Consider the following 23,106-nt stretch of genomic DNA (forward strand, 5'->3'; position numbering starts at 1 on the left):
CCGTCCCCGCTCGACACCCCTCGATCGACGCGAATATCGCACCTTTTTCCGTCCGTCACCCGACCCACCGGCCATGACGTACGACATCGCGCTCGTCCCCGGCGACGGCATCGGCCCGGCGGTCGTCGACGCGGCCCTGCCGGTCCTCTCCGCCGCTGCCGACGCTCACGGCTTCGACGTCGAAACCACGCGCCACGACTGGGGCACCGAACGCTACCTGTCGGCGGGCGCGATGATGCCCGATGACGGCCTGGACCGGTTGGCCGACTCGGACGCCATCCTCCTCGGCTCGGTCGGTCACCCCGAGGTCCCCGACCACGTCACGCTGAACGGGCTCCTCCTCCCGATCCGCAAAGGGTTCGATCAGACGATCTGTAAGCGCCCGGCGGTGCTGTTCGACGGCGTGCGGAGTCCGCTCCGGGGCTACGAGGGCGGCGACATCGACATCCTCGTCTTCCGCGAGAACACCGAGGGGGAGTACGCGGACGTGGGCGGGCGCGAACATCTCGGCTTCGAGAACGAGGTGGCGGTTCAGAGCGCCGTCTACACCCGTCGCAGCACCGAGCGCATCGTCCGGGCGGCCTTCGAGGCGGCCAGCGAGCGCGCGGGCCACCTGACGAACGTCACCAAGTCGAACGCGCAGGCCCACGGGATGGTGTTCTGGGACGACGTCGTCGCGGAGGTGAGCGAGGAGTACCCCGACGTGACGGTCGAACGGTTGCTGGTCGACGCCGCGAGCATGGACCTGATCCGCCGCCCCGACGAGTTCGACGTGATCGTCTGTTCGAACCTCTTCGGCGACATCCTCACCGACGTCGGGGCCATCGTCACCGGAAGCATGGGCCTGGCGCCCTCCGCGAACGTCGACCCCGGCCGCGACCACCCGTCGATGTTCGAACCCGTCCACGGCAGCGCCTTCGACATCGTGGGCGAGGGGGTCGCCAACCCGCTGGCGACGGTGCTCTCGGGGTCGCTCATGTTCGAGCACCTCGGCGAGGAGGCGGCCGCGTCGGCGCTGTGGGACGCCGTCGCCGCGCAGTTGGCGGACGAGGGGGCACCCCGGACGCCGGACCTCGGCGGCGAGTCGACCACCGAAGCGGTCGCCGCAGACCTGCGCGAGCGACTGTGAGCCGTCAGGTGCCGCCGGGGCCGCCGTCTGCGGCGGTGCCGTCTGCCTCGGGCGGGGCGTAGGTGGTCCGGAGGTAGCCGATCACCTCGTCGACGGTTTCGGAATCGTAGGTCCAGAACCCGTAGAACGACCCCGGAAGTCGCTCTTCGGCCAGCAGCGCACACTTCATCGCGTCGACGCCGCCGCCGTCGTAGGCGACGAACCACGAGTCGCTGATCTCCGTCTCCGTCGAGAGGTGCAGTTCCACCTGTCCGAGGTCGTCGAGTTCGTCGTGGCCGTCGGGGGTCGCGTAGACGTGGACGTCGAGGCTGCCGCGGTCGGCGAGATGTTCGTACACGTCGGCCTGGGAGGCGAAGCGGGCGCATGTCTGGAATCCGGCGTGGAGTTCGCCGGCCGCGCCCCGCCAGGCCCGGTCCTCGATCTCCTTCGAGGCGGCCACCATCCGCTCGGTGTCGTAGGAGGTAAAGAGCGTCTCGTCGAGTTCGTCGAGTACCGTCTCGTACGTCTCGCGGGTGAAGTCCGGCGCGACGCCCGTCGTCGGCCCGAGGACGTCGCTCACGTCGATGGCGGCGAGAAACTCCTCGTCGCGGCTCAACACCGCGTAGTTGCGGGGGCCGGCGTTGCTCTCGGCCCGGTCGATGGTGAGGTTGCGGTCGGCGAAGTGTTCGCGGAGCGCCGTCGCCACGCCGGCCTCCGGGTTGAACACGGTCAGCGTCTTCTCCTCCGCCTCGACCGCGGCGATGAGTTCGAACAGCCCCATTCGCCCGTGTAGAGGGGCGGGCGCTATTTGTGCTTTTATGCCGGGGGACCGCGGAGCGGGCGACGCGCCCCTTTTGTACGGCGACGGCGTACGGCCGCCGAACGGATGACGGTCACCACCCTCCACCGCCCGGCCCACCGGGATGCGCTCACCCACCTCGAAGACGCGTTCCGGCGCGGCGACCTGATCACCGTCTTCGGGCGGTGTACCGTCGAGTACGACGGCCGGGCGTCGAGCAGTCTCGGCCCGGGTGAGCGCCTCCTCCTGCTCAAACCCGACGGCTCGGCGCTCGTCCACACCGACGAGCAGCGCACGCCGGTGAACTGGCAACCCCCGGGCTGCGATCACTTCGCGAGCGTCCGCGACGGCCGCCTGCGGGTGCGGAGCGTCCGCCGGTCGCCCGAGGAACTCCTCGACGTCCGCTTCGACTGGGTCCACCACCTCGCCGCCTACGACGTGACCGATCCCGACGACCTCGACCTGCAGGGCAGCGAGGCCGACCTCAAGGAGTACGTCGTGGCCAACCCCGAGCGGATCGATCCCGGGTTCGAGCCCCTGGCGACCGAGCGGGAAACCGACGCCGGCCCGATGGACGTCTTCGGCGAGGACGAGGCGGGACGGCCCGTCGCCGTCGAGTTGAAGCGGCGGCGGGTGGGGCCGGACGCCGTCGGCCAACTCCGCCGCTACGTCGACGCCCTCGAACGCGAACTCGGCGACGGCACGGCGATCCGTGGCATCCTCGTCGCGCCCTCGGTCACCGACCGCGCGGCGACGCTGCTGGAGCGCGACGGCCTGGAGTTCGTCGCCCTCGATCCGGCGACCGGGCGGCCGCCGGACGACGCCGACGCGTGATCGGGCGGACCGTGCCGAAACCTCCCTCATCGATCATCCACATCCGCCGGCTCGCCCGCCAGCTCTGCGTCATCCCGGCGTTTAATGTGTGTGGTCACGGTACCCACGATCAATGGATCTCCACCACCGAACCGTCCGACAGGACGTCCGGGAACTGGGCGAACTCCTCGGCGACGTACTGGAGGCGCAGTCCTCCACGCAGGCGTTCGAGGCGGTCGAAGACCTCCGCACTGCGGCCATCGACTACCGCGACGGCAGCCTCCCGTCGCGCGAACCGCTGCGAACGACGCTCGGCTCGCTCGACTCCGAACTGGAGGGGGCGGCCGCGCGGGCCTTCACGGCCTACTTCGAACTCATCAACCTCGCCGAGGAGCGCGAGCGGGTGCGTGCCATCCGCCGGAGTTCCCAGTCGGGTGGCCTGTCGGACAGCCCGCAGGCGACGGTCGCCTCGCTCGTCGAGGACGACGTCGACGCCGAGACGGTCCAGCGGGTCCTCGACGACGTGCTCATCCAGCCCACCTTCACCGCGCACCCGACCGAGGCACACCGGAAGACGATCAAGGCGAAGCTCCGGACGATCACGACCCTCCTCGAGGGGCTGGACGAGCGGCGGCTGACCGACGCCGAGCGCCGGAGCTCCTGGGACCAGCTCGAGGCCGAGGTGACGAGCCTGTGGCAGACCCCGCAGGTCCGCGACCGGGCTCCGGAGCCCGAAGACGAGGCGCGCAACGTGCAGTGGTATCTGGAGAACACGCTCTTCGACGTCGTTGGCGACGTGTACGCCGAACTGGAGGAGGTGCTCGCCGACTCGTATCCGGAGGTTGACGTGCCCAAACTCTTCGAGTTCCGGTCGTGGGCGGGGAGCGACCGCGACGGCAACCCCTCCGTGACCGTCGACGTGACAAGCGAGACCCTGGAGCGCCAGCGCTCGGTCGTCGTCTCGAAGTACCGCGACGAGCTGAAGCGGCTCTCGGGCATCCTCAGCCAGGACGCCGCCTGGATCACGCCCGGCGAGCGCTTCGAGGAGTCGCTGGTCGCCGACCGCGGGCGCTTCCCCGACGTGGCGAGCGAGGCCCAGGAGCGCTATCCCCACGAACTCTACCGGCAGAAGCTGAAGCTGATGCGCGAGCGGCTGGAGCGGATCGGCGACGTGCGCCCCGGCGGCTACGCCGAGGCCGCGGAACTGATCGACGACCTGGAGGCCATCGACGAGAGTCTGCGGCTGAACGACGCCGCCTCCATCGCCGACGCCTACGTCGAACCCCTGATCCGGAAGGTGGACACGTTCGGCTTCGCGCTCGCGAGCCTCGACCTGCGCGACCACCAGCAGAACCACACCGAGACGGTCGGCGAGTTGCTGGAAGGGCAGGGCGTGGAGTACCGCGGCCGCGACGAGGAGGGGCGGATCGAGGCCCTCACCGAGGCGATCATGCAGGACGCCGACGTGGTCGACCTCTCGAACCCGGGCGACGTGAGCGACACGGCCGAGCGCGTCTGCGAGCGGTTCGAGGCGCTCCGGCGCTGGCAACGGGAGTACGGCGCCGACGCCATCGACACCTACTGCATCAGCATGACCGAGGAGCCGAGCCACGTCCTCGAGGTCCTCTTTCTCGCCGATCAGGCGGGCGTGGTCGACCTGCCGGGATACAGCGGCCTCGACGTGGTGCCCCTGCTGGAGACCGAGAGCGCCCTCGACGGCGCCCGGCGCATCATGGGGACGCTGTTCGAGAACGAGGCGTACGCCGCCGCGCTCGACTGTCGGGACGACACCCAGGAGATCATGCTGGGCTACTCCGACTCGAACAAGGAGAACGGCTTCCTGGCGGCCAACTGGGACCTCTACCGGAACCAGCGACGCCTCGCGCGCATCACCGACGAGTTCGGCGTCACGATGCGCCTGTTCCACGGGCGGGGCGGCTCCATCTCCCGGGGCGGCGGCCCGATGCACGAGGCGATGTTGGCGCTGCCCGTCGAGACGGTCACCGGCGAGATCAAGTTCACCGAGCAGGGCGAGGCCATCGCGGAGAAGTACGGCAACCCGCGGATCGCCGAGCGCAACCTCGAACGGATGCTGGACGCACAGATGCGCGCGCGCCGGCAGTCGCTCGACGGTCCGGTCAAGCCGACGCCCGACGCTTGGACCGAGGCGATGGAGACGATGGCGACGGCCGCGAGGGAGGCGTATCAGGACCTCCTCGAAACCGACGGGTTCATCCCCTACTTCGAGACCGCGACGCCGATCACGGTCATCGAGGACCTCAACCTCGGGTCGCGACCGGCGTCCCGGTCCGGCGAGCGTACCGTCGAGGACCTTCGGGCCATCCCGTGGGTGTTCTCGTGGACGCAGTCGCGGTGTATCATCCCGGGGTGGTACGGGCTGGCGACGGGCATCGAGGCCTACCTCGACGACGGCGGGTCGGTGGAGACCCTCCGGAAGATGTACGAGCGCTGGCCCTTCTTCAAGACCACCCTCGACAACGCCGCGCAGTCGATGGCGCGGACGGACATGGAGATCGCGGAGGTGTACGCGGGGCTGGCGCCCGCGGAGTTGCGCGAGCGCTTCTTCCCGCGGATCCGCGGGGAGTACGAACGGGCCACCGAACTCGCCTTGGAGATCTCCGGCCGCGACGACCTGGTGCGGCGGGACTGGCTCCGAGACAGCCTCGACCGCCGCAACCCCTACGTCGACCCGCTGAACCTGCTGCAGACGCGACTGCTGGCCCGCGACGACCGGACGCCCTCGGAGGAGCGGACCCTCCGGCTGACGGTCAAGGGCATCGCGGCGGGGATGAAGAGTACGGGATAGGCGCCCGTTGCCGGCGTCGCACGGCATCGAAGGCTTTATTCGCCGCCTCGGCTTCGGCTACGACAAGTAACTATGTCAGATAAACCCGCCTCCATGTACCGGGAGATCAGCAAGCCCCCGTACACGCGACGCGAGTACATCACGGGCATCCCGGGCTCCAAGATCGCACAGCACAACATGGGCAACCTCCAGACCGGCCCCGACGACTACCCGGTCCACATCAGCCTCGAAGTCGAGGAGGAGTGCCAGATCCGCCACGGCGCGCTCGAGGCCTCGCGCCTGTCGGCCAACCGCCGTCTCCTGAAGGAGGTCGGTCAGGAGAACTACAAGATGGTGCTCCGGAAGTTCCCCCACCACGTCATCCGCGAGAACAAGCAGGCGACGGGCGCGGGCGCGGACCGCGTCTCCGACGGGATGCGACAGGCCTTCGGCAAGCCGGTGGGCACCGCCGCGCGCATCGCCGCCAACGAGACGGTGTTCACCTGCTACTGCAACCCCGAGGACGCCGCCACGGTCAAGGACGCCTTCCGGCGCGCGTACAACAAGATCTCGCCGCCCTGCCGCGTCGTCGTCGAGCAGGGCGAACAGCTGCTCGTCGCCTGAGCGTCCCCGACGGCCGACCCGCGAACTTTTGTCGCACCCTTCCTCACGAAGCGTATGCTCCGTCTCGCCGTGACTTCCCGGGCCGAGACCTTCGACCGGCTGTGTGACCCCCTCGCCGACAGGGGGATCGAGGTCGCCCACCTCGACGCGGAGGGGCGGACCGTCGACCTCTCGACGCCCCCCGCCGGGCGCTTCGACGCCGGCTTCGTCTTCCCTTCGCGCACCCAGGCGGGCGCCGCGCTCTCGGCGCTTCACGACCTCCCCTGGGTGAACGACCGCGAGGCCGTCCTGACCTCGCGGAACAAGGGCGGCGTCCTCGCGGCGCTCGGCGCCGCGGGCCTCCCGGTCCCGGAGACGACGATGATCTCCAGTCCCGTCGACGAGGCGACGGTCGTCGACGCCGCCGCGGACCTCGGGTGGCCGGTCGTGGTCAAACCCAACTCGACGACCCGCGGGACGGGCGTGGCGAAGGCCGCCGATCCCGACTCGCTGTCCGGCATCGTCGACTACCTCGACCTGGTTCACGACTACCGCGCCACGGGCGACAAGACGTTCCTCCTGCAGGAGTTCCTCCCCGACGCCCGCGACTACCGGGTGATGGTCGTCGACGGGGCGTACGCGGGCGCGGTCGAGCGACGGCTCCCGGACGCCGGTGGCGGGCCCGAACGATGGAAACACAACGTCCACCGGGGCGCCGAGGCGACGGGCGTCGACCTGTCCGACGACCTCCGGAGGCTGGCCGAGCGGACGGCCGCGACGCTCGACGTGCCGTATCTGGGGGTGGATCTGCTGGTGACCGAGGACCGGGCGGTCGTCGCTGAGACGAACGCGCGGCCGACGGTCGACGCGGCGACGAAGTACGTGCCGGACTTCTACGACCGGGTGGCGGCCGTGATTCGGCGGACGGCGGCGTCGGAGTGAGTTACTCGACGTCGATGGCGGCGGAGTCGCCGAGTTTGTCGACCGTGACCTCGAGGATGCCGTTGTTGAAACTGGCCGAGGCGGAGTGTTCGTCGACGCGGGCGGGGAGGCGGACGCGTTCGTCGTACTCGCGGTGCGGGGAGACGGCGCTGATGGTGAGGGTCTTGCCGTCACACTTCAGTTCGATGCCCTCCTTCTCCACGCCCGGGAGGTCGGCGACGAGTCGGATCTGCTCGGCTTCCTCGTAGACGTCCACGTGGGTCTCGGAGCTGAATCCGGAGCCGTCGCCGACGGGTCCGGTCATCTCGTTCATCATCCGTTCGATCTCGTCGAAAATGTCGCCGAACGGGTCGTCGCGGTCGTCGCCTCTCATGGGCACCCGTAGGCCACTCCCGGTCAAAAACTTTCTGTCGCCGACACCCACGGCAGCGTGTCACACGGTCGTTCGGGAGGAATCGCCCGTTTGAAATACTCGTCGCGCCATCGATCCGACGAGGCTCATGTTCAAGACGCTCGACGACATCGGGTCCGGGAAACGCGTCCTCGTCCGGTTGGACCTCAACTCGCCGGTCGAGGACGGCATGGTCAGGGACAACCGGCGGTTCGCGCGCCACGCCCGGACCGTTCGGGAACTCGTCGATGCCGGGCACCGTGTCGTCGTCATGGCGCACCAGGGCCGGCCGGGACGGGACTCCTTCGTCTCGCTCGACCAGCACGCGGAACTCCTGGCGGAGTACGTGGAGACCCCCGTCGCGTTCGTCGACGACGTGTACGGTGACTCGGCCATCGCGGCCGTCCGCTCGCTCGACGCCGGCGAGGTACTCATGCTCGAAAACGTCCGGATGTGCGACGACGAACTCCCGGAGAAGCCCCCCGAGCAACACGCGGAAAGCGAGTTCGTCCGGTCGCTCGCCCCCGAGTTCGACTGCTACGTCGACGACGCCTACTCGGCGGCCCACCGCGCCCACGCCTCGCTCGTGGGCTTTCCGCTCGTCCTCCCCGCCTACGCCGGACGCGTCATGCAGTCGGAGTACGAGGCCAACACCAGCATCGCCAACCGGGAGTTCGACGGCCCCGTGACGATGGTGCTCGGCGGCGCCAAGGCCACGGACGTCATCGACGTGATGTCCGCGCTCGACGAGGCCGTCGACCACTACCTGCTCGGCGGCATCGTTGGCGAACTCTTCCTGCGTGCCGCGGGCTACGACGTCGGCTACGACGTCGGGGGCACCGAACTGTACGACCACCAGTGGGCGGACAACGAGGAACGCATCCGCGAACTCCTCGCGGAGCGGGGCGACCGCATCCACCTCCCCTTCGATCTGGCGTACGAACGCGACGGCGAGCGGGCTGAAGTCCCCGTCGAAGACGTCGAGAAGGACCAGCCGCTGCTCGACGTGGGCTCGCTCACCGTCGGGCGCTACGGCGGCGTCATCGAGGACTCGGCGGCCGTCTTCGTCAAGGGTGCCCTCGGGGTGTTCGAGGACGAGCGCTTCGCCGACGGGACGGTCGGCATCCTCGAATCCATCGCCTCCTCGGACTGCTTTTCGGTCGTCGGCGGCGGCGACACCTCCCGCGCGATCGAACTCTACGGGCTGAACGAGGAGTACTTCTCACACGTCTCCATCGCCGGCGGCGCCTACGTCCGGGCGCTCACCGGCCAGTCGCTTCCGGCCGTCGAGGTGCTGTGCGAGAGCGCGATGGAGTACGAGTCGGTCTCCGAGTGACTCACAGCCCGGAGTCGATGCCGACGCCCATGGCCGCCTCCGTCCGTGCCATGCTCTCGGCGGCGTCGGCGTCGCCGGTGAGCGCCCGGACGGCGTCGACGTTCTCGGGAACCACGTCGCTCTCCTGGTGGATCGCCTGGAACAGGTAGAGGTCGCGACCCTCGACGGTGATCGACTCCGACCAGATGCAGTTCTCCCAGAGGTCGCCCCGGGGGCGGCCGGCGTCGTGTGCGAACTCCTTGAGCTTGCCCGAGCCGTCGATGTCGGCGCCGGCCGGGATCCGGAACAGCCGGGTCTCGTCGGCGAACAGGTCGCGCACCTCGTCGGCGTCCGGCGACGACTCCAGGGTCACGTTGACGCTGTGGGTGTGCATCAGCGTCGCCGGCACCTTCATCCCGAGCGTGTCGATGTCGAGATCCGGGAAGATGGTGTTCACGTCCGGCCCGTGGTGGGACGGGATGGTCACCGGATCGGGAAGGATGTCGTCGATGGGTCCGCGGCCGGTCTGCCCCGGGTCACCCCCGCGGCGCACCAGCGTGACCCGGGCCTTCTCGACGCCGTAGGCCTCCTGGAGGGGCGCGAGGATCCGGGAGAGTCCCGTGGTGTTACAGGAGACCACTCGGGCCGAGTCGGCGCCGACGGCGTCGGCGTAGTTGGCGCGGGCGTTGAAGCTCACCTCGGCCACGTCGGCGTCCTCGCCGCCCTGGAAGACCGCGGGGGTGTCGTGTTCGTCGTAGAGGGCGGCGTTCTCGGCGCCGATACCGGAGGGCGTACAGTCGACCACCACGTCCGACTCGGCCACCAGTTCCGCCACCTCGCCCGCCAGTTCGAGGCCCGCCTCGGCGAAGCGGTCGGCGCGATCCGGGACGGCGGCGTAGAGCGGATAGCCCTTGCGCACCGCCGTCTCGGCCTCGAAGTTCGGCCGGGTCTTGGCGACGCCGACGAGGTTCATGTCCGGCTGTGCTTCGACCGCGTCCGCGACGCGCTTTCCGATGGTTCCGTAGCCGTTGACGCCGACGTTCGTCATATCGCGCAGTCGACGACCGACCGGCATAATCGTTTCGAGCCACGCTCCCGGCCGTCCGGCGCGACTCCTACCGGATGAAAACGGTCCCCCACGCTTATCGACTCCCCGAGCGGAGTCGGGTGTATGCCGACACGCAATACCCTCGAAACCGAGATTCTGGGACGACCCGTCACCTTCGACTACTCCGAGCACTGGGTCGGCTACTCGCTGTTTCTCCTCCGCATCGTCATGGGGTGGACGCTGTTTCAGGGCGGCATCACGAAAGTCGTCACCCACCTCGACGCCAACCCCGACAACGACTGGACCGCGGCGGGGTTCCTGCTGAACGTCCCCGAGGGGAACCCGCTGGTCGGGTTCTGGGCGAGCATGGCCGGAAATCCGCTCGTCGACGCGCTGAACATGTGGGGGCTGACCCTGACCGGTCTGGCGCTCCTCGTGGGGGCGTTCGTCCGCTGGAGCGCGTTCTGGGGGGCCGTCATGATGCTGTTCTACTGGGCCGCCGCGCTCCAGGGCGGCCTCCTCGCGGGTCTCCCGCTGGCACACGGCTGGGTCGTCGACGACCACCTCGTCTACGCCGTCCTGCTGTTCGGCATCGGCGCCTTCGGCGCCGGCCGGATCCTCGGCGTCGACGCCTACCTCGAAGACACCGCCGCCGTCCGGAACAACCCCTGGCTGCGGTACCTCCTCGGCTGAGAGGAATCCCCCCGGCGCGTGCGTCCGTCCTCCCTTCGGTCGGGCCTCGACGGCCCCGGCGATATCCGGTCGTGCTTCGACCGCGTCCGCGACGCGCCTTCCGATGGCGTGGCCGTCGACCCGACGTTCGTCGTCTCGCGGGGTCGCGGAGCGGCGGGCACGGTCGCTTCGAGCCCCCTTCCCGGCCGTCACCGCGCCACACGGACTGCACGGGACGGTAGGCCCTCCCTACCGCGATCCGGCCGTCGGCTTTCGACGCGTTTGCCCGCGCCCGTCCCGAGATTAGGTCCGGTTAGCATACTTACGTTCGCTCCGGCCGTAGTGTCACCCCGTAGACCACCTCTCGACGGCGCGGGTATCGGTAGCCGTGTTTTCCGCCTGGCGGCGGTCGCAGAACGATCCCATGACTCAACGAACCCAACCCCGACCGATCCGAACGTACCCGCTCTCCCGACGCGACGTGCTCCGTGCCACCGGCGCCGCCGGCGCACTGGCGGTCGGTGGCACCGGCCTCCGCGCCGTTACCGGGGTCGCAACCGCCGACGAACACGCCATCGAGACCTGTGGTGGCGAGGTCGACATCGTCGTCGCTCTCGACTACTCCGGCTCGATTCGGAGCGCCGGTACGTGGGGCGACATCGAGAGCGGCGTGGACAGTCTCCTCGGCGTCGTCCCCGAGGACGTCCAACTCGGACTGGTCACGTTCGGCGATGCCCCCGCAGCCTTCGAGTACGGTCCGAACAACCTTCTCGACTTCGCGACGGCGGGCAACGTCGCCGCGCTCGAAGCGGGCATCCCGACGAGCAGCCCCCCCAACGAGAACGCGACGCACATTCCCGGTGCGCTGGCCTTCGCCGACGCCATCCTCGACGTGGAGGGCCGCGACGGCACGGAGATCGTCGTCCTCGTCACCGACGGCGGCCCGAACTACGAGAACGGCGTCGTCGGCGACGGCTCGGCGCCCCCTGCGGACGATACGACCTTCCCCTACGGGACGTTCGAGTTCACCGGCGGGACCACCGGCGGCGAGAACGGCGTCGCCGGCGAGCCCGGTGAACTCTCCGAGACGACGGCCGTCGCGACCGGAATCAAAGACGCCGATCGGCGCATCATCGCGGTCGGCATCGGACAGGACGTCGCCGGGTTCGACGACTACCTGCAGAACTCCATCGCCAGTTCCCCGGACGACTTCGTCGCCGTCGAGGACGCGTCGACCCTCGGGACCGAACTCGAGGCGCTCATCAGCGAGGTGTGCGAGGAGACGTGTACGGACTGTCCCGACGACGCCGGCCTGCTCGTGAAATACGAGTTCGAGTGCGCCGAAACCGACGACGAGGGCGACTGCGTTCGCTGGGAGTTCGTCCCCGAGGACGGCACCGACCCCAACATCGTCTACACCGAGGGGGCATACGAGAGCGCGGACGGCGAGGCGAACGAACCGACGTCCGTCACCTTCGACACGGAGTACTGTGACCTGTACGCTCTGGTCAAGAGCGGTCGGGAGCTAGAGGTCCAGTCGTTCACGGACGTCGACGGCACCCTCACCGTCGACACCGCGAACGACGAGAAGTACGCCATCAGCTTCGTGGCCTTCTACTGCACCGAGGCCGCGGCGCAGGCGGCACTCGACGCCTTCCCCTCGGGCGGGGCCGGGCGGGACCGATCCCGTGGAGGACCGGACCGATCCCGTGGACGAGGCCGAGGATCCCGTGGACGGGGCCGAGGGCGATAGCCCGGTTCGGCGCCCTGCCGTGATCGGAGGGTAAGGGCTAACCCCGATCCTCCCCTGTGGGGAGACATGACCGACGCACTCCGCGAGGCCGCCGAGACGGCGATCCATCAGTGCATGGCCCTCGAGGCCGGGGAGTCCTGTGTCGTCGTCACCGACGACGAGCGACTGCTCATCGGCGAGGCGCTCTACGAGGCCGCCCGCGACGTGACGGACGACGCCGTCCTCCTGCGGTACCCACCCGGAGAACAGCACGGCACCGAACCCCCCGCGCCCGTCGCGGCGGCGATGGCCGACGCCGACGTGGTGCTCGCGCCGACGACCAAGAGCCTGAGTCACACTCGCGCCCGCAAGCGCGCCTGCGACGCCGGAGCGCGCGCGGCGACCCTCCCGGGTATCACCGAGGACGTGATGATCGCCGGCCTCGACGCCGACTACGAGGCCATCGCCCGGTGCTGCCGGGAGGTGCTCGCACAGGTCGCGGACGCCGACGAGGTTCGGATCACCACCGACGCTGGCACCGACCTCACGGTCGTCCCCGGCGACCGGGAGTGGCTCACCGACACCGGGATGGTCCACGACGCCGGCGACTTCTCGAACCTCCCCGCCGGCGAGGTGTTCGTCAGCCCCGAGACGGCGAACGGCACCTACGTCGTCGACGGGACGATGATGCCGCACGGACTGGTCGAGGAGCCGCTCCGGTTCGAGGTGGAGGCCGGCTACGTCACCCACATCTCCGACGACGCGGTCCGCGAGCAGGTGGAGACGGGTCGCGAGGCGGTGGGCCGCGACGCCGCCAACCTCGCGGAACTGGGACTCGGAACCAACGTCGGCGTGACCGAACTCGTCGGCTCCGTCCTCTTAGACGAGAAGGCCGCGGGCACCGTCCACGTCGCCATCGGCGACGACGCGAGCATCGGCGGCGACGTCGAGGCGCCGCTCCACCTCGACGGGATCATCCGGGAGCCGACGGTGTACGCCGATGGAGAGGTCGTCGATCTCCCGTCGGTCGAACGGCCCGAGCGGGAACAGTCGTAGACCGACCGTCGCGCGGGATCCCCGGCGCTACTCCTCGGACGGTTCCTCGTCGGCCTCCTCGTCGGCCTCCTCGGCGCCGTCGAGGAAGCCGTGGTACGGACAGACGTACTCGTCCCGGATGATCTGCTCGTCGACGATGTCGAGGCCGAGTCCGTCGAGTTCCTCCGCGATCCGGTTGAGGTCGTCGTGGGTCCGCCCGATGGCGTTCACGTACACGTTCCGCTTGCCGGTCATGATCTCTCTGACCGCGGTGACGCCGTGGACCTCCCGCGCTCGGTTCGCCAGCGAGTCCCGCTCGGTGACCGGCGCCGTGCAGATGATCTTGGTGTACAGGGGATACCCCGCCAGATCGTAGTCGATGTCGATGTGATACCCCCGGATGATCCCGCTCTCTTCGAGTTTGTTGAGCCGCGTCCGGACGGTGCTCGACGACAGCCCGAGCTTCTCCCCGATGTCGCTGGACGACGTTCGGCGGGCGTCCTGCTGGAGGTAGTAGAGGATGGACCGATCGACCGAGTCCAGCTCGCCGTCTTTCATCACTGCAGCGTTTCGTCGCCGACCGTTTTACGTTTGCGCCCCTCACACCCGCGGTTTCGACCGGCACGGCGGGATCGGTGGTCCGGTCATCTGATGACGGCATCCAATATCTATTCGACACTCTTTGACGCATCGTCAATAGAACCGGCCGATTTATGTCGATCCGTGATCTACGTGTGACCAACGCGGCAGGGGGCACCGACGCTCCGCCGCTTTCACCCCATGAGACTACGCTCGACCCCCCACGAAACAACGGAAACGTCGACCGACGGGACGGACGCGGACTACTACGTCCTCGGCGACGATCACCTCGGCGTCGAGGTGGCTCGAGGGCTGGGCGCCGCGGGTCACGCGGTCACCCTCGTCGGCGGCGCCGACGTGGACGACGTCCCGTCGCTGCAGGGCGATCCGTCGGCGGTCGACGTGCTGTGTGATAGCGGCATGTCGGAGACGTCGACGGTCGTCGTGGCCACTTCGGACGACGGCCGGAACCTGCTCGTCGCACAGCTCGTCAGCACCCGCTTCGACGTCGCCGACGTCTTCGTCGTGGTCCACACGCCGGATCGCTTCGACCTCGTCGCCGAGGCGGGTCACCGACCGATCTGTGCGACGACGGTGCTGGCCGACGCCGTGGTGACCGACGTTCGTCCCCGACTCAGCGAGGCCGACGCGACATGAAGGAGCTGGAACGCGACCTCGGTCTACCGTCCGTCCTCGCCATCAGCATCGGCGCCATGATCGGAAGCGGTATCTTCATCCTGCCGGCACTGGCGCTCGAAATCGCCGGCCCCGCGGTCGTCCTCGCCTATCTCCTCGCCGGGCTGCTCGTGGTGCCGGCCGCGCTCTCGAAATCCGAGATGGCGACCGCGATGCCGGAGGCGGGCGGCACCTACATCTACATCGAGCGCGGCATGGGGCCGCTTTTGGGCACCATCGCGGGCGTCGGCACGTGGTTCTCGCTCTCGTTCAAGGGGGCGCTCGCGCTCGTCGGCGGGGTTCCCTACCTGCTGCTCCTGTTCGACCTCCCGCTCCAGCCGGTCGCCCTGGGGCTGGCGACGCTTCTCATCCTGGTGAACCTCGTCGGCGCGAAGCAGACGGGACGGCTCCAGCTCGCCATCGTGGTCGTCATGCTGGCCGCGCTCGGCTGGTTCGCCGCCGGCAGCGCGCCGAGCGTCCAGTCGGCGAACTTCGCCGGGTTCCTCGATTCCGGCGTCGGCGGACTGCTGGCCGCGACGGGGCTGGTGTTCGTCTCCTACGCCGGCGTGACCAAGGTCGCGAGCGTCGCCGAGGAGATCGAGGATCCGGGTCGCAACATCCCGCTCGGCATCCTCGGCTCGCTCGTGTTCACGACCGCCCTGTACGTGGCCATCGTCACGGTCCTCGTCGGCATCACCGACCCCGGGAGCGTCGCCGGATCGCTGACGCCCGTCGCCGTCGCCGCGGAGGTGACGCTCGGCCGGGCCGGCGTGATCGCCGTCATCCTCGCGGCCATCCTCGCGCTCGTCTCGACGGCCAACGCCGGGATCCTCTCCTCGTCGCGGTACCCGTTCGCGATGAGCCGGGACAAGCTGGCGCCGCCGTCGCTCTCGACGGTCAACGAGCGGTTCGGGACGCCCGTCACCTCCATCACGCTCACCGGCGCCGTGTTGCTGGCGCTCATCGCGTTCGTCCCGATCCTCGACATCGCGAAGCTCGCGAGCGCCTTCCAGATCATGGTGTTCGCGCTGATCAACCTCGCCGTCGTCGCGTTCCGCGAGGGTGAGACGGCGTACGACCCCGAGTTCACCTCGCCGCTGTACCCCTGGGTACAGCTCTTCGGCGCCGTTACCGGCGTCCTCCTGCTGACGCAGATGGGGATCGTCGCGCTCGCCGGCGCCGCCGTCATCACGCTGGGGAGCGTCGCCTGGTATCTGTGGTACGTCCGCCCGCGTGTGCGCCGGGACGGCGTCGCCACGGACGCGATCCGTCGACAGGTGGGTCGGGGCGCCCTCGCCGACGTGGAGGCCGACGCCACGGACGACGGCCACGAGGTGCTCGTCGCTCTGACGAAGGCCGTCGGGGAGGAGCGAGAGCGGTCCCTCGTCGCCCTGGCGGCGGACGTCGTGCGGCCACACGACGGGCGCGTGGTCGTCGTTCGGTTCGAGGAGATCCCCGACCAGGCGCCGCTCACCGAGGCCGCAACCGTCCAGTCACCGGCCGACCGCTCCTTCGAGGCTCGGGTCGAGGCACTCGCCGCGGAGTTCGACGTCGCGGTCGAGGCCGACGAGGTCGTCAGCCACGACACCAAACACGCCATCGTCAACTTCGCCGACCACCACGACATGGACGCGATCCTCGCGGAACACGAACCGCTCCGCCTCCGCTCTCGGCTGCTCGGCGACCCGGTCGACTGGGTCGTTCGACACGCACCCTGCGAGGTGCTTCTCGTGGACAACGTGGGCTACGACGCACCGACGGACGTCGCCCTCTCGGGGGGTGGCGGTCCGTACGAGTCACGCACCGTGGCGCTGGCCGACGCTATCGCCACGGCCAACGACGGTCGGATCTCGCTCTGGTATCCCGACGACGAGGGGACCACCAGACACAGTCGGACGATCGACGACTACCAGTCCGAGTTGTCGTCGCTGCTCTCGGTCCCCGTCCGAGCCGAGCCCGTGCGTACCGACGGGGGCAACCTCACCCGTCCCGACCTGCTCGTTCGGGCCGGCGCCGATCACCGACTCCGAAACGTCCTGTTCGACGACCGGCCGATGGTTCCGAGTCCGGGCTGTACGACCGTCACCGTCTATCCGGGGGCCGATCGCCGTCCGCCGCTCCACAGACGGCTGCTCGAACGCGTCGTCTTCTGAGCCGGCCCCCGGCTCCCGGACTCGTCGCGCGTCGTTCAGTCGGCCCTCGCTCGTCCGCGGAGGAGCGGGTTTTTACCGCCGGGACGGCTACGAACGACCATGACTCATCCCGGACCCGACGCGGGCGACCGCGTCGCCCTCGCCTGCCCCTCGTGTGCCGACGCGGGGACGACGGTTCACGAGGTGTTGAAACCCGGCGGCCAGGTCACCGTCCGCTGTACGGCGTGTGGCCACGTCCACAAGGAGCGCTACGACCCGCCACCCGAGACCGAACTCGACGTGGTCGTCTCGCAGGGCGACGAATCGCTCGCGACGACCGTCGACGCCCCCGCCGAGGACGCCGTCGAGGTCGGCGACGAGTTCGTCGTCGACACGCCGGAGGCGATCATGCAGGTGCGGATCACCTCCATCGAAGTCGCCGACGACACGCGCGTCGAGGAGGCTGCCATCGAGGACGTGGCGACGCTCTGGACCCGCGCCGTCGACAACGTCCGCGTCAACGTGACCGTCCACCCGAACGACGGGCGGCGGGACGACTCCCGGAGCATCACCGTCTCGGTCCCCGGCGATCACGAGTTCGTCGTCGGGGAGACCGCCGAGTTCGGGGACGAGGAGTTCGAGATCACCGGCCTGCAGGTTCGCGACGACGCCCCCGAGTATCGCTTCGAGAAACTCGATCACGACGGCGACACCGTGTTCGCGAAGGACACGAAGCGGGTGTACGGTCGCGACGTCACCTCGGCCGCGTGGTCCGCCTGGTGACCGGGACGCGATGGACTTCGACAGCGCCCGTGCCGCCCTCGTCGACCGCCTGATCGAGCAGGGGCGACTCGATCGCCCCGAGACGGAGCGGGCGATGCGCGCCGTCCCCCGTCACGAGTTCGTCCCGCCGGATCGACGCGAGGCGGCCTACCGGGACCGCCCCCTCCCGATCGGCGAGGGCCAGACGATCAGCGCCCCGCACATGGTGGCGACGATGACCGACCTGCTGGCGCCCGACCCCGGCGACGACGTGCTGGAGATCGGCACCGGCTGTGGCTACCACGCCGCGGTGACGAGCGAGGTGCTCGGCGACGGGAGCGTCTTCAGCGTCGAGGTCGAACCCGAACTCGCCCGGGCGGCGCGCGACCGACTCGACCGACTCGGCTACGACGTTCGGGTGCGGGTCGGCGACGGCCACGAGGGCTGGCCCGAGGGCGCCCCCTACGACGGGGCGTATCTGACCTGCGCGCCCGCGTCGGTCCCCCATCCCGTCGTCGAGCAGGTACGCCCCGGCGGCCGGATCGTCGCCCCCGTCGGCCGCGGCCGGCAGGAACTCGTCCGGCTGACGCGGCGGGCCGACGGTGGCGTCGACCGGGAGCGACACGGCGGCGTCCGGTTCGTGTCCATGCGCGACGCCGACGACGCGCGTCGATAGGAGAACTCCCCGGGCGGCGAACGTCCCGAAACGGCCGCGGGCGACAGTGCAAGCGCACGCTTCTTAAGCGCAGCCCCCGAGGATCGACCATGGACCAAGCGGTGTTGCGCGAGGACATGGTCGACGGCCTCGATCATGCCCTCGGCGGCCTCGACGAACCCCTGGGGACGGCCATGCGGACCGTCCCTCGGCACGTCTTCGTCGAGGACCGGCCCTACGACAACCGTCGCGGCGAACACGCCGGCACGGACGTACTCGCTCCCCGAACCGTCGCCAGACTGCTGGAGGCGCTCGACGTCGAGACGGACGATGCCGTCCTCGTCGTCGGCGTCGGCGTCGGCTACACGGCCGCCCTCCTGGCCGAACTCGTCGGCGAGCGACGCGTTCACGGGGTCGACATCGCCCGCCGTCTCGTGCTCGACGCCCGGCGCAACCTCGGCCAGGCAGGCTACGACGGCGTCCTCGTGGACCGCCGCGACGGCGCCGAGGGGCTCCCCGAGTACGCCCCCTTCGATCGGGTGCTCGTCGAGGCGGCGGCCGTCCGCCCCCCACGCGCCCTGGTCGAGCAACTGGCGTCCGACGGTCGCCTCGTGATGCCGATGGGGACGCCCGACCAGACCCTGGTCGCCGTCGAACCCGACGAGTCGCCGGAGGGGTACGCCGTCGTCGACGAGTTCGGCCCCGCGACCCTCGCGCCGTTGCTCGTCGAGGGCGAACAGGCCGGCGGCGTCACCCGCAACCGCACCGAGCGCGAGGACCGCGAGTTCGCCGACCAGGGCTACTTCGCGCCGACCGGATGGGAACAGGACTGGATCGACTGGGACGAGCGACTCGACGGCGGGCGCGGGCATCACCGTCGCTGACGCGGCGCCGGTCGGCGCCGACGTTCCCCTCTCCTCTGGCTTCCGGTCCCCCGGCTCCTCGGCTCCCGCTACCCCCGCACCACCAGCACCTTCGCGTTCCCCCGCCGGTCGACGTAGCCGCTCCCGGCGGGGGGTTTCACCTCGATCACCAGCGTGCCCTCGTCCTGATTCGACCGGAGAGTCGGCGCCGCGGAGACGGTCGCCGTGCCGTCCTCGCCGGTGGTCGCCGTGCGGACGCCATCGAGGTCGGCGCTCCCGGCCTTGACGATCACCGTCGCGTCCGCGACCGAGGAGCCGTCCGCCCCCACGACGGTCAGTTCGATGGACTGCTCGCCGGGGTTCACGACCTCCGGTTCCGGCCGCACGTCCAGTTCCGTCGTGGAGAGCCCCTGGATGCCCGTCAGCATGTTCATCATGACGCTCAGGCTGGCGACGCCGATGACGAGGGCGATGACCAACCTGATCGGCAACCCTTCGATGGCGCGGCGGTCCGCTCGGAACGACTCGAACATGGGCCGGCCTGGCCTCGGCTCCGCACTTGAACCTCGGGACGAACCTTTAGGTGGGAGTCCGCGGCCACCCCCTCCCGTGAACGTACTCGGACGCGACGACTCGGCGGGGCCGACCGCACACCTCGGACACTATCGCGCGGCCGACGGGAGCGACGGCGCGAGGGTGGGGCTGGACCTGGACCGCCCGCATGCGGCGCTGGTCGTCGGCAAGCGTGGGTACGGCAAGTCACACACGCTGGGCGTCCTCGCGGAGGACGCGGCGCGGGCGGCCGGGGTCGCGCCCGTGGTGGTCGATCCGATGGGTGGGTTCGACGGCCTGGCGGTCGGCGACGGCGTGCCGGCGAGCGTCGTCGACGACCCGCGGGTGCCCGCCGCCACCCTCCCGCCCTCGACGTGGCCCGCACTGTTCGACCTCCCGGCGACCGACCCCGTCGGCGCCCTGCTCTGGGAGGCCGCGACGGAGGCCGCCACCCTGTCCGCCATGACCGCCCACGTCGAGGCGGCGGCCGCCGACGGGGGCGTTCGCCGCGCAGCCCGGAACCACCTCGCCCTCGCCGACTCGTGGGGCGTCTTCGACGCCGACGGCCTCGGCGCCGACGCCCTCCTTTCGGGTGCGACGACCGTCCTCGACTGTTCGGGACTCGACGACCGGGCGGCCGCGGCGCTGGTCCGTGCCGTCGCGCTCGGACTGTACGGGACCTGCGTCGACCGCCGTCCCGCCCGCCTGCCCTGGCTCCTGATCGACGAGGCCCACGTCTTCTTCGACGGCGTCGCCGCCCCGGCCCTGGAGACGGTGCTGACGCGGGGCCGGACGCCCGGCGTCTCGCTCGTCGCGGCCACGCAGCGCCCGAGCGCGCTCCCGCCGGTCGCCGTCTCCCAGGCCGACCTGCTGATCGCCCACCGACTGACGGCCGAGCGCGACGTGGAGGCGCTGGCCGCGGCGACGCCGACGTACCTCTCGGGCACACTTCGGGAGCGACTGCCGACCGCCCCCGGGGGCGCCGTCGTCGTCGACGACGCCACCGAGTCGGTTCACGGCGTGCAGGTGCGCCGACGCGAGACGCCCCACGGCGGCGCCGATCCGCGTGCGAGCGAGCGCGCGGATCAATCCAGCGACGCGCCGCAGTCCGGGCACTCCCCCTCGACGACGGGCACCGGCGCCGCGCAGTCGGGGCAGTAGTCGAGGTAACAGGCCGGGTCGCCCATGGTCGGCGTACGCGCCGCCGGGGCGTAAAGCGTGGGGATCACGACGCCGATGATGGACGTCTCGCTCGACGTCTCCTCTCCTCGGCGTGCTGATCGCCGGCGTACGGACGGGGCGCGTCGTCTGCGTGCGTTCTCGATACTGGAATCCGCGGCCGGTCGAGGGCCGAGTCGTGTGTGGCGCGGGAGTCGGGAGCGGGATTCGAACCACGGTCGTTCCGCTCACCGGGTTCGCTTCACTCCCTGGTTCAAATCCACTGTGGTGTCTTCGCCGACGCCGGTACTCACCCGTCGCTTCGCTCCTCGTTCGTAGTCGGCGTCGGCAGAAGGACGCCCGGAGCGGGATTTGAACCCGCGTCACGACCGTGACAGGGTCGTATGATGGGCCACTACACCATCCGGGCTTTCGCATCTACACCAACCGGGGACTGGGAAATAAGACTTGCCATCTCGGGGCGCCGTGTGGTGCCGTGACGCGATTCGCGCCGGAACGGTTTTGTATCGGGAGGGCGTGTGCCAACCCGTACCGATCCTCGCTCGCCGGGGCCTCCCGGCGGGTCGATTAGCTCCGCTTCGCGGTCTTTGACAAGCGTTAAATGCGTGGCCCCACAAGGGCGCCGTAGTATCTCGTGATAACTTCTCCACCCCATCCATGGTAGACGTAAGCCAACACAAACTGGTTCCGGAGCACACAGTCCTCGACGACCCGGACCGGGTCGACGAGGTACTGGCGGAGTACAACGTCAGCAAAACCAACTTGCCGAAGATCAAGCTGAGCGATCCGGCGCTGCCGGACGCGGCCGAACCGGGCGACGTAATCGAAATCGTCCGTGACTCGCGGACCACGGACCGAGCGACAGTGTACCGACTGGTGGTCGAATGAATCGAGAGAGCCGACGCACGATTTCACGGGAGTACTTCTCGCAGGAACGCCTCGCCGAACACCACTTCCGCTCCTTTAACGCCTTCCTCGACCGGGGGATGCAGGAAGTCGTCGACGAGAAGGAGCGCATCGAGACGGACATCGGCGACAAGGAGGGGCAGGAGCCGGTGTTCGTCGAACTCGGCGACGTGCGCGTGGAGACGCCGCGGGTCCGGGAGGCCGACGGGAGCGAGGAACTCCTCTACCCGCAGGAGGCGCGCCTGCGAAACATCACGTACGCCGCGCCGGTGTTCATGGAGATGGCCATCGTCCGCGGCGGCGAGGAAGAGGAGGAAGTCGTCGTCGACTCCACGGAGACCAAGGTGGGTCGGATGCCGATCATGGTCGGCTCCCGCAAGTGCAACATCGCGGATCTGACCCGCGAGGAACTGATCGACATCGGCGAGGACCCCGTCGATCCGGGTGGTTACTTCATCGTCAACGGCTCCGAGCGGGTGCTGATGACGAGCGAGGACCTCGCACCCAACAAGATCCTCGCGGAGTACGACACGAAGTACGGCGACGAGATTCAGGTCGCCAAGACGTTCAGCCAGCGCCGCGGCTACCGCGCGCTGGTCCTGTGTGAGCGCAACCGCGAGGGGATCCTCGAAGTCTCCTTCCCCTCCGTCTCGGGCAGCGTCAACTTCGTGACGCTGGTTCGGGCGCTCGGGCTGGAGTCCGACGAGGAGATCGTCCACCGCGTCAGCGACGACCCCGAGATCGTGAAGTTCATGCTGGAGAACCTGGAGATGGCCGAGGTCCAGAGCGAGGAGGAGGCCATCGAGACGCTCGGCAAGCGGGTCGCGGGCGGCCAGGGGAAAAATTACCAGCTCAAACGCGCCAACTACGTGATCGACCGCTACCTCCTGCCGCACCTCCACGAGGAGGGCGTCGACGAGGAGGAGGTCCGGATCAACAAGGCGTACTACCTCTGTCGGATGGCCGAGGCGTGTTTCGAACTCGCCCTGGACCGCCGCGAGGCCGACGACAAGGACCACTACGCGAACAAGCGCCTGAAGGTGAGCGGCGACCTGATGCGCGACCTGTTCCGGACGGCGCTGAACAAGCTGGCCCGGGACGTGAAGTACCAGCTCGAACGCGCGAACATGCGCAACCGGCAGCTGACGGTCAACACCGTCGTCCGCTCGGACGTGCTGACCGAGCGGCTGGAACACCCCATCGCGACGGGCAACTGGGTGGGCGGCCGCTCGGGCGTCTCCCAGCTGGTCGACCGCACGGACTACATGGGCGTGCTGTCGCACCTGCGGCGGCTTCGCTCGCCGCTCAGCCGGTCCCAGCCCCACTTCGAGGCGCGGGACCTGCACGCGACCCAGTGGGGTCGCATCTGCCCCTCCGAGACGCCGGAGGGACCGAACTGCGGACTGGTGAAGAACTTCGCGCAGGCGATGGAGCTCTCCCAGAACGTGGAGGACGAACAGGAACTCAAGCGCGAACTGGCGTCGATGGGGGTCGAGGGCATCCCCGGAATCGAAGGCGTCGACTCGATGGCGGATTAAC

22 protein-coding genes and 1 tRNA gene are annotated in these 23,106 nt (G+C 69.6%); 17 read left to right on the top strand and 6 right to left on the bottom strand.

Going from position 1 to position 23,106, the window contains the following annotated elements; genetic code table 11:
• Nucleotides 1-73: 73 nt before the first annotated feature.
• The gene (locus NBT67_RS13665; RefSeq protein ID WP_251342319.1) at nucleotides 74-1,129 is read left to right on the top strand and encodes an isocitrate/isopropylmalate dehydrogenase family protein; all 1,056 of its coding nucleotides are present in this window, start codon (nucleotides 74-76) and stop codon (nucleotides 1,127-1,129) included.
• Between the two features lie 4 nt (nucleotides 1,130-1,133).
• On the opposite strand, the gene NBT67_RS13670 is transcribed toward NBT67_RS13665, so the two are convergent.
• Nucleotides 1,134-1,889: a DICT sensory domain-containing protein gene (locus NBT67_RS13670; RefSeq protein WP_251342320.1), complete on the bottom strand. Its 756-nt coding sequence runs from the start codon at nucleotides 1,887-1,889 to the stop codon at nucleotides 1,134-1,136.
• A gap of 105 nt (nucleotides 1,890-1,994) precedes the next feature.
• Between NBT67_RS13670 and nucS the strand changes: the two genes are divergently transcribed.
• The 4 genes from nucS to NBT67_RS13690 all read left to right on the top strand — a co-directional run bounded on the left by nucS (nucleotide 1,995) and on the right by NBT67_RS13690 (nucleotide 7,071).
• Nucleotides 1,995-2,741 carry an endonuclease NucS gene (gene nucS / locus NBT67_RS13675; protein WP_251342321.1) on the top strand — a complete coding sequence of 249 codons (747 nt, stop codon included), beginning with the start codon at nucleotides 1,995-1,997 and terminating at the stop codon, nucleotides 2,739-2,741.
• Between the two features lie 112 nt (nucleotides 2,742-2,853).
• On the top strand, nucleotides 2,854-5,547 hold the full coding sequence (gene ppc, locus NBT67_RS13680; protein WP_251342322.1) for a phosphoenolpyruvate carboxylase: 2,694 nt from the start codon (nucleotides 2,854-2,856) through the stop codon (nucleotides 5,545-5,547).
• Between the two features lie 72 nt (nucleotides 5,548-5,619).
• On the top strand, nucleotides 5,620-6,150 hold the full coding sequence (locus NBT67_RS13685) for a 50S ribosomal protein L16 (RefSeq protein ID WP_251342323.1): 531 nt from the start codon (nucleotides 5,620-5,622) through the stop codon (nucleotides 6,148-6,150).
• 54 nt (nucleotides 6,151-6,204) lie between these two features.
• The gene (locus tag NBT67_RS13690) at nucleotides 6,205-7,071 is read left to right on the top strand and encodes an ATP-grasp domain-containing protein (protein ID WP_251342324.1); all 867 of its coding nucleotides are present in this window, start codon (nucleotides 6,205-6,207) and stop codon (nucleotides 7,069-7,071) included.
• 1 nt (nucleotide 7,072) lies between these two features.
• On the opposite strand, the gene NBT67_RS13695 is transcribed toward NBT67_RS13690, so the two are convergent.
• Nucleotides 7,073-7,444 carry an Hsp20/alpha crystallin family protein gene (locus NBT67_RS13695; protein ID WP_251342325.1) on the bottom strand — a complete coding sequence of 124 codons (372 nt, stop codon included), beginning with the start codon at nucleotides 7,442-7,444 and terminating at the stop codon, nucleotides 7,073-7,075.
• Nucleotides 7,445-7,571: 127 nt separating this feature from the next.
• Between NBT67_RS13695 and NBT67_RS13700 the strand changes: the two genes are divergently transcribed.
• Entirely contained in the window at nucleotides 7,572-8,798 is a 1,227-nt protein-coding gene (locus NBT67_RS13700) for a phosphoglycerate kinase (protein ID WP_251342326.1), read from the top strand.
• 1 nt (nucleotide 8,799) lies between these two features.
• On the opposite strand, the gene NBT67_RS13705 is transcribed toward NBT67_RS13700, so the two are convergent.
• Nucleotides 8,800-9,825, bottom strand: coding sequence for a type II glyceraldehyde-3-phosphate dehydrogenase (locus tag NBT67_RS13705; protein ID WP_251342327.1), 1,026 nt, complete (start codon nucleotides 9,823-9,825; stop codon nucleotides 8,800-8,802).
• A 123-nt stretch (nucleotides 9,826-9,948) separates the two neighbouring features.
• Between NBT67_RS13705 and NBT67_RS13710 the strand changes: the two genes are divergently transcribed.
• The 3 genes from NBT67_RS13710 to NBT67_RS13720 all read left to right on the top strand — a co-directional run bounded on the left by NBT67_RS13710 (nucleotide 9,949) and on the right by NBT67_RS13720 (nucleotide 13,285).
• Complete coding sequence (locus NBT67_RS13710) at nucleotides 9,949-10,518, top strand: DoxX family membrane protein (protein ID WP_251342328.1); 570 nt, start codon at nucleotides 9,949-9,951, stop codon at nucleotides 10,516-10,518.
• 403 nt (nucleotides 10,519-10,921) lie between these two features.
• Nucleotides 10,922-12,250: a vWA domain-containing protein gene (locus tag NBT67_RS13715; RefSeq protein ID WP_251342329.1), complete on the top strand. Its 1,329-nt coding sequence runs from the start codon at nucleotides 10,922-10,924 to the stop codon at nucleotides 12,248-12,250.
• A gap of 66 nt (nucleotides 12,251-12,316) precedes the next feature.
• Complete coding sequence (locus NBT67_RS13720; RefSeq protein WP_251342330.1) at nucleotides 12,317-13,285, top strand: aminopeptidase; 969 nt, start codon at nucleotides 12,317-12,319, stop codon at nucleotides 13,283-13,285.
• Nucleotides 13,286-13,312: 27 nt separating this feature from the next.
• Here NBT67_RS13720 and NBT67_RS13725 read toward each other — a convergent pair whose 3' ends face one another.
• Nucleotides 13,313-13,822, bottom strand: coding sequence for an Lrp/AsnC family transcriptional regulator (locus tag NBT67_RS13725; protein ID WP_251342331.1), 510 nt, complete (start codon nucleotides 13,820-13,822; stop codon nucleotides 13,313-13,315).
• A 222-nt stretch (nucleotides 13,823-14,044) separates the two neighbouring features.
• On the opposite strand from NBT67_RS13725, the gene NBT67_RS13730 reads away from it, so the two are divergent.
• The 5 genes from NBT67_RS13730 to NBT67_RS13750 all read left to right on the top strand — a co-directional run bounded on the left by NBT67_RS13730 (nucleotide 14,045) and on the right by NBT67_RS13750 (nucleotide 18,951).
• Complete coding sequence (locus NBT67_RS13730) at nucleotides 14,045-14,500, top strand: NAD-binding protein (RefSeq protein ID WP_251342332.1); 456 nt, start codon at nucleotides 14,045-14,047, stop codon at nucleotides 14,498-14,500.
• Entirely contained in the window at nucleotides 14,497-16,671 is a 2,175-nt protein-coding gene (locus NBT67_RS13735) for an amino acid permease (protein WP_251342333.1), read from the top strand. The genes NBT67_RS13730 and NBT67_RS13735 overlap by 4 nt, the downstream gene beginning before the upstream one ends.
• 99 nt (nucleotides 16,672-16,770) lie before the next feature.
• Complete coding sequence (locus NBT67_RS13740) at nucleotides 16,771-17,433, top strand: HVO_0476 family zinc finger protein (protein ID WP_251342334.1); 663 nt, start codon at nucleotides 16,771-16,773, stop codon at nucleotides 17,431-17,433.
• Between the two features lie 10 nt (nucleotides 17,434-17,443).
• Nucleotides 17,444-18,088 (top strand): protein-L-isoaspartate(D-aspartate) O-methyltransferase, encoded by a 645-nt coding sequence (locus NBT67_RS13745; RefSeq protein ID WP_251342335.1) that lies wholly within the window; start codon nucleotides 17,444-17,446, stop codon nucleotides 18,086-18,088.
• An 89-nt stretch (nucleotides 18,089-18,177) separates the two neighbouring features.
• Nucleotides 18,178-18,951 carry a protein-L-isoaspartate O-methyltransferase family protein gene (locus NBT67_RS13750; RefSeq protein WP_251342336.1) on the top strand — a complete coding sequence of 258 codons (774 nt, stop codon included), beginning with the start codon at nucleotides 18,178-18,180 and terminating at the stop codon, nucleotides 18,949-18,951.
• Between the two features lie 68 nt (nucleotides 18,952-19,019).
• Here NBT67_RS13750 and NBT67_RS13755 read toward each other — a convergent pair whose 3' ends face one another.
• On the bottom strand, nucleotides 19,020-19,463 hold the full coding sequence (locus NBT67_RS13755) for a DUF7382 domain-containing protein (RefSeq protein ID WP_251342337.1): 444 nt from the start codon (nucleotides 19,461-19,463) through the stop codon (nucleotides 19,020-19,022).
• A gap of 76 nt (nucleotides 19,464-19,539) precedes the next feature.
• Here NBT67_RS13755 and NBT67_RS13760 point away from each other — a divergent pair, with 76 nt between their 5' ends.
• Entirely contained in the window at nucleotides 19,540-20,643 is a 1,104-nt protein-coding gene (locus NBT67_RS13760; RefSeq protein ID WP_251342338.1) for an ATP-binding protein, read from the top strand.
• Between the two features lie 354 nt (nucleotides 20,644-20,997).
• Here the strand turns inward: NBT67_RS13760 and NBT67_RS13765 are convergent.
• Nucleotides 20,998-21,070, bottom strand: a tRNA-Asp gene (locus tag NBT67_RS13765).
• A 248-nt stretch (nucleotides 21,071-21,318) separates the two neighbouring features.
• On the opposite strand from NBT67_RS13765, the gene NBT67_RS13770 reads away from it, so the two are divergent.
• Together NBT67_RS13770 and NBT67_RS13775 are read left to right on the top strand one after the other, a co-directional pair.
• Complete coding sequence (locus tag NBT67_RS13770) at nucleotides 21,319-21,549, top strand: DNA-directed RNA polymerase subunit H (protein WP_251342339.1); 231 nt, start codon at nucleotides 21,319-21,321, stop codon at nucleotides 21,547-21,549.
• Nucleotides 21,546-23,105: a DNA-directed RNA polymerase subunit B'' gene (locus NBT67_RS13775; RefSeq protein WP_251342340.1), complete on the top strand. Its 1,560-nt coding sequence runs from the start codon at nucleotides 21,546-21,548 to the stop codon at nucleotides 23,103-23,105. Before NBT67_RS13770 ends, NBT67_RS13775 begins: the two co-directional genes overlap by 4 nt.
• Nucleotide 23,106: the final 1 nt, after the last annotated feature.

Origin of the sequence: Haloplanus sp. GDY1, assembly GCF_023703775.1 — an archaeon.
Classification (GTDB): Archaea; Halobacteriota; Halobacteria; order Halobacteriales; family Haloferacaceae; genus Haloplanus; species Haloplanus halophilus.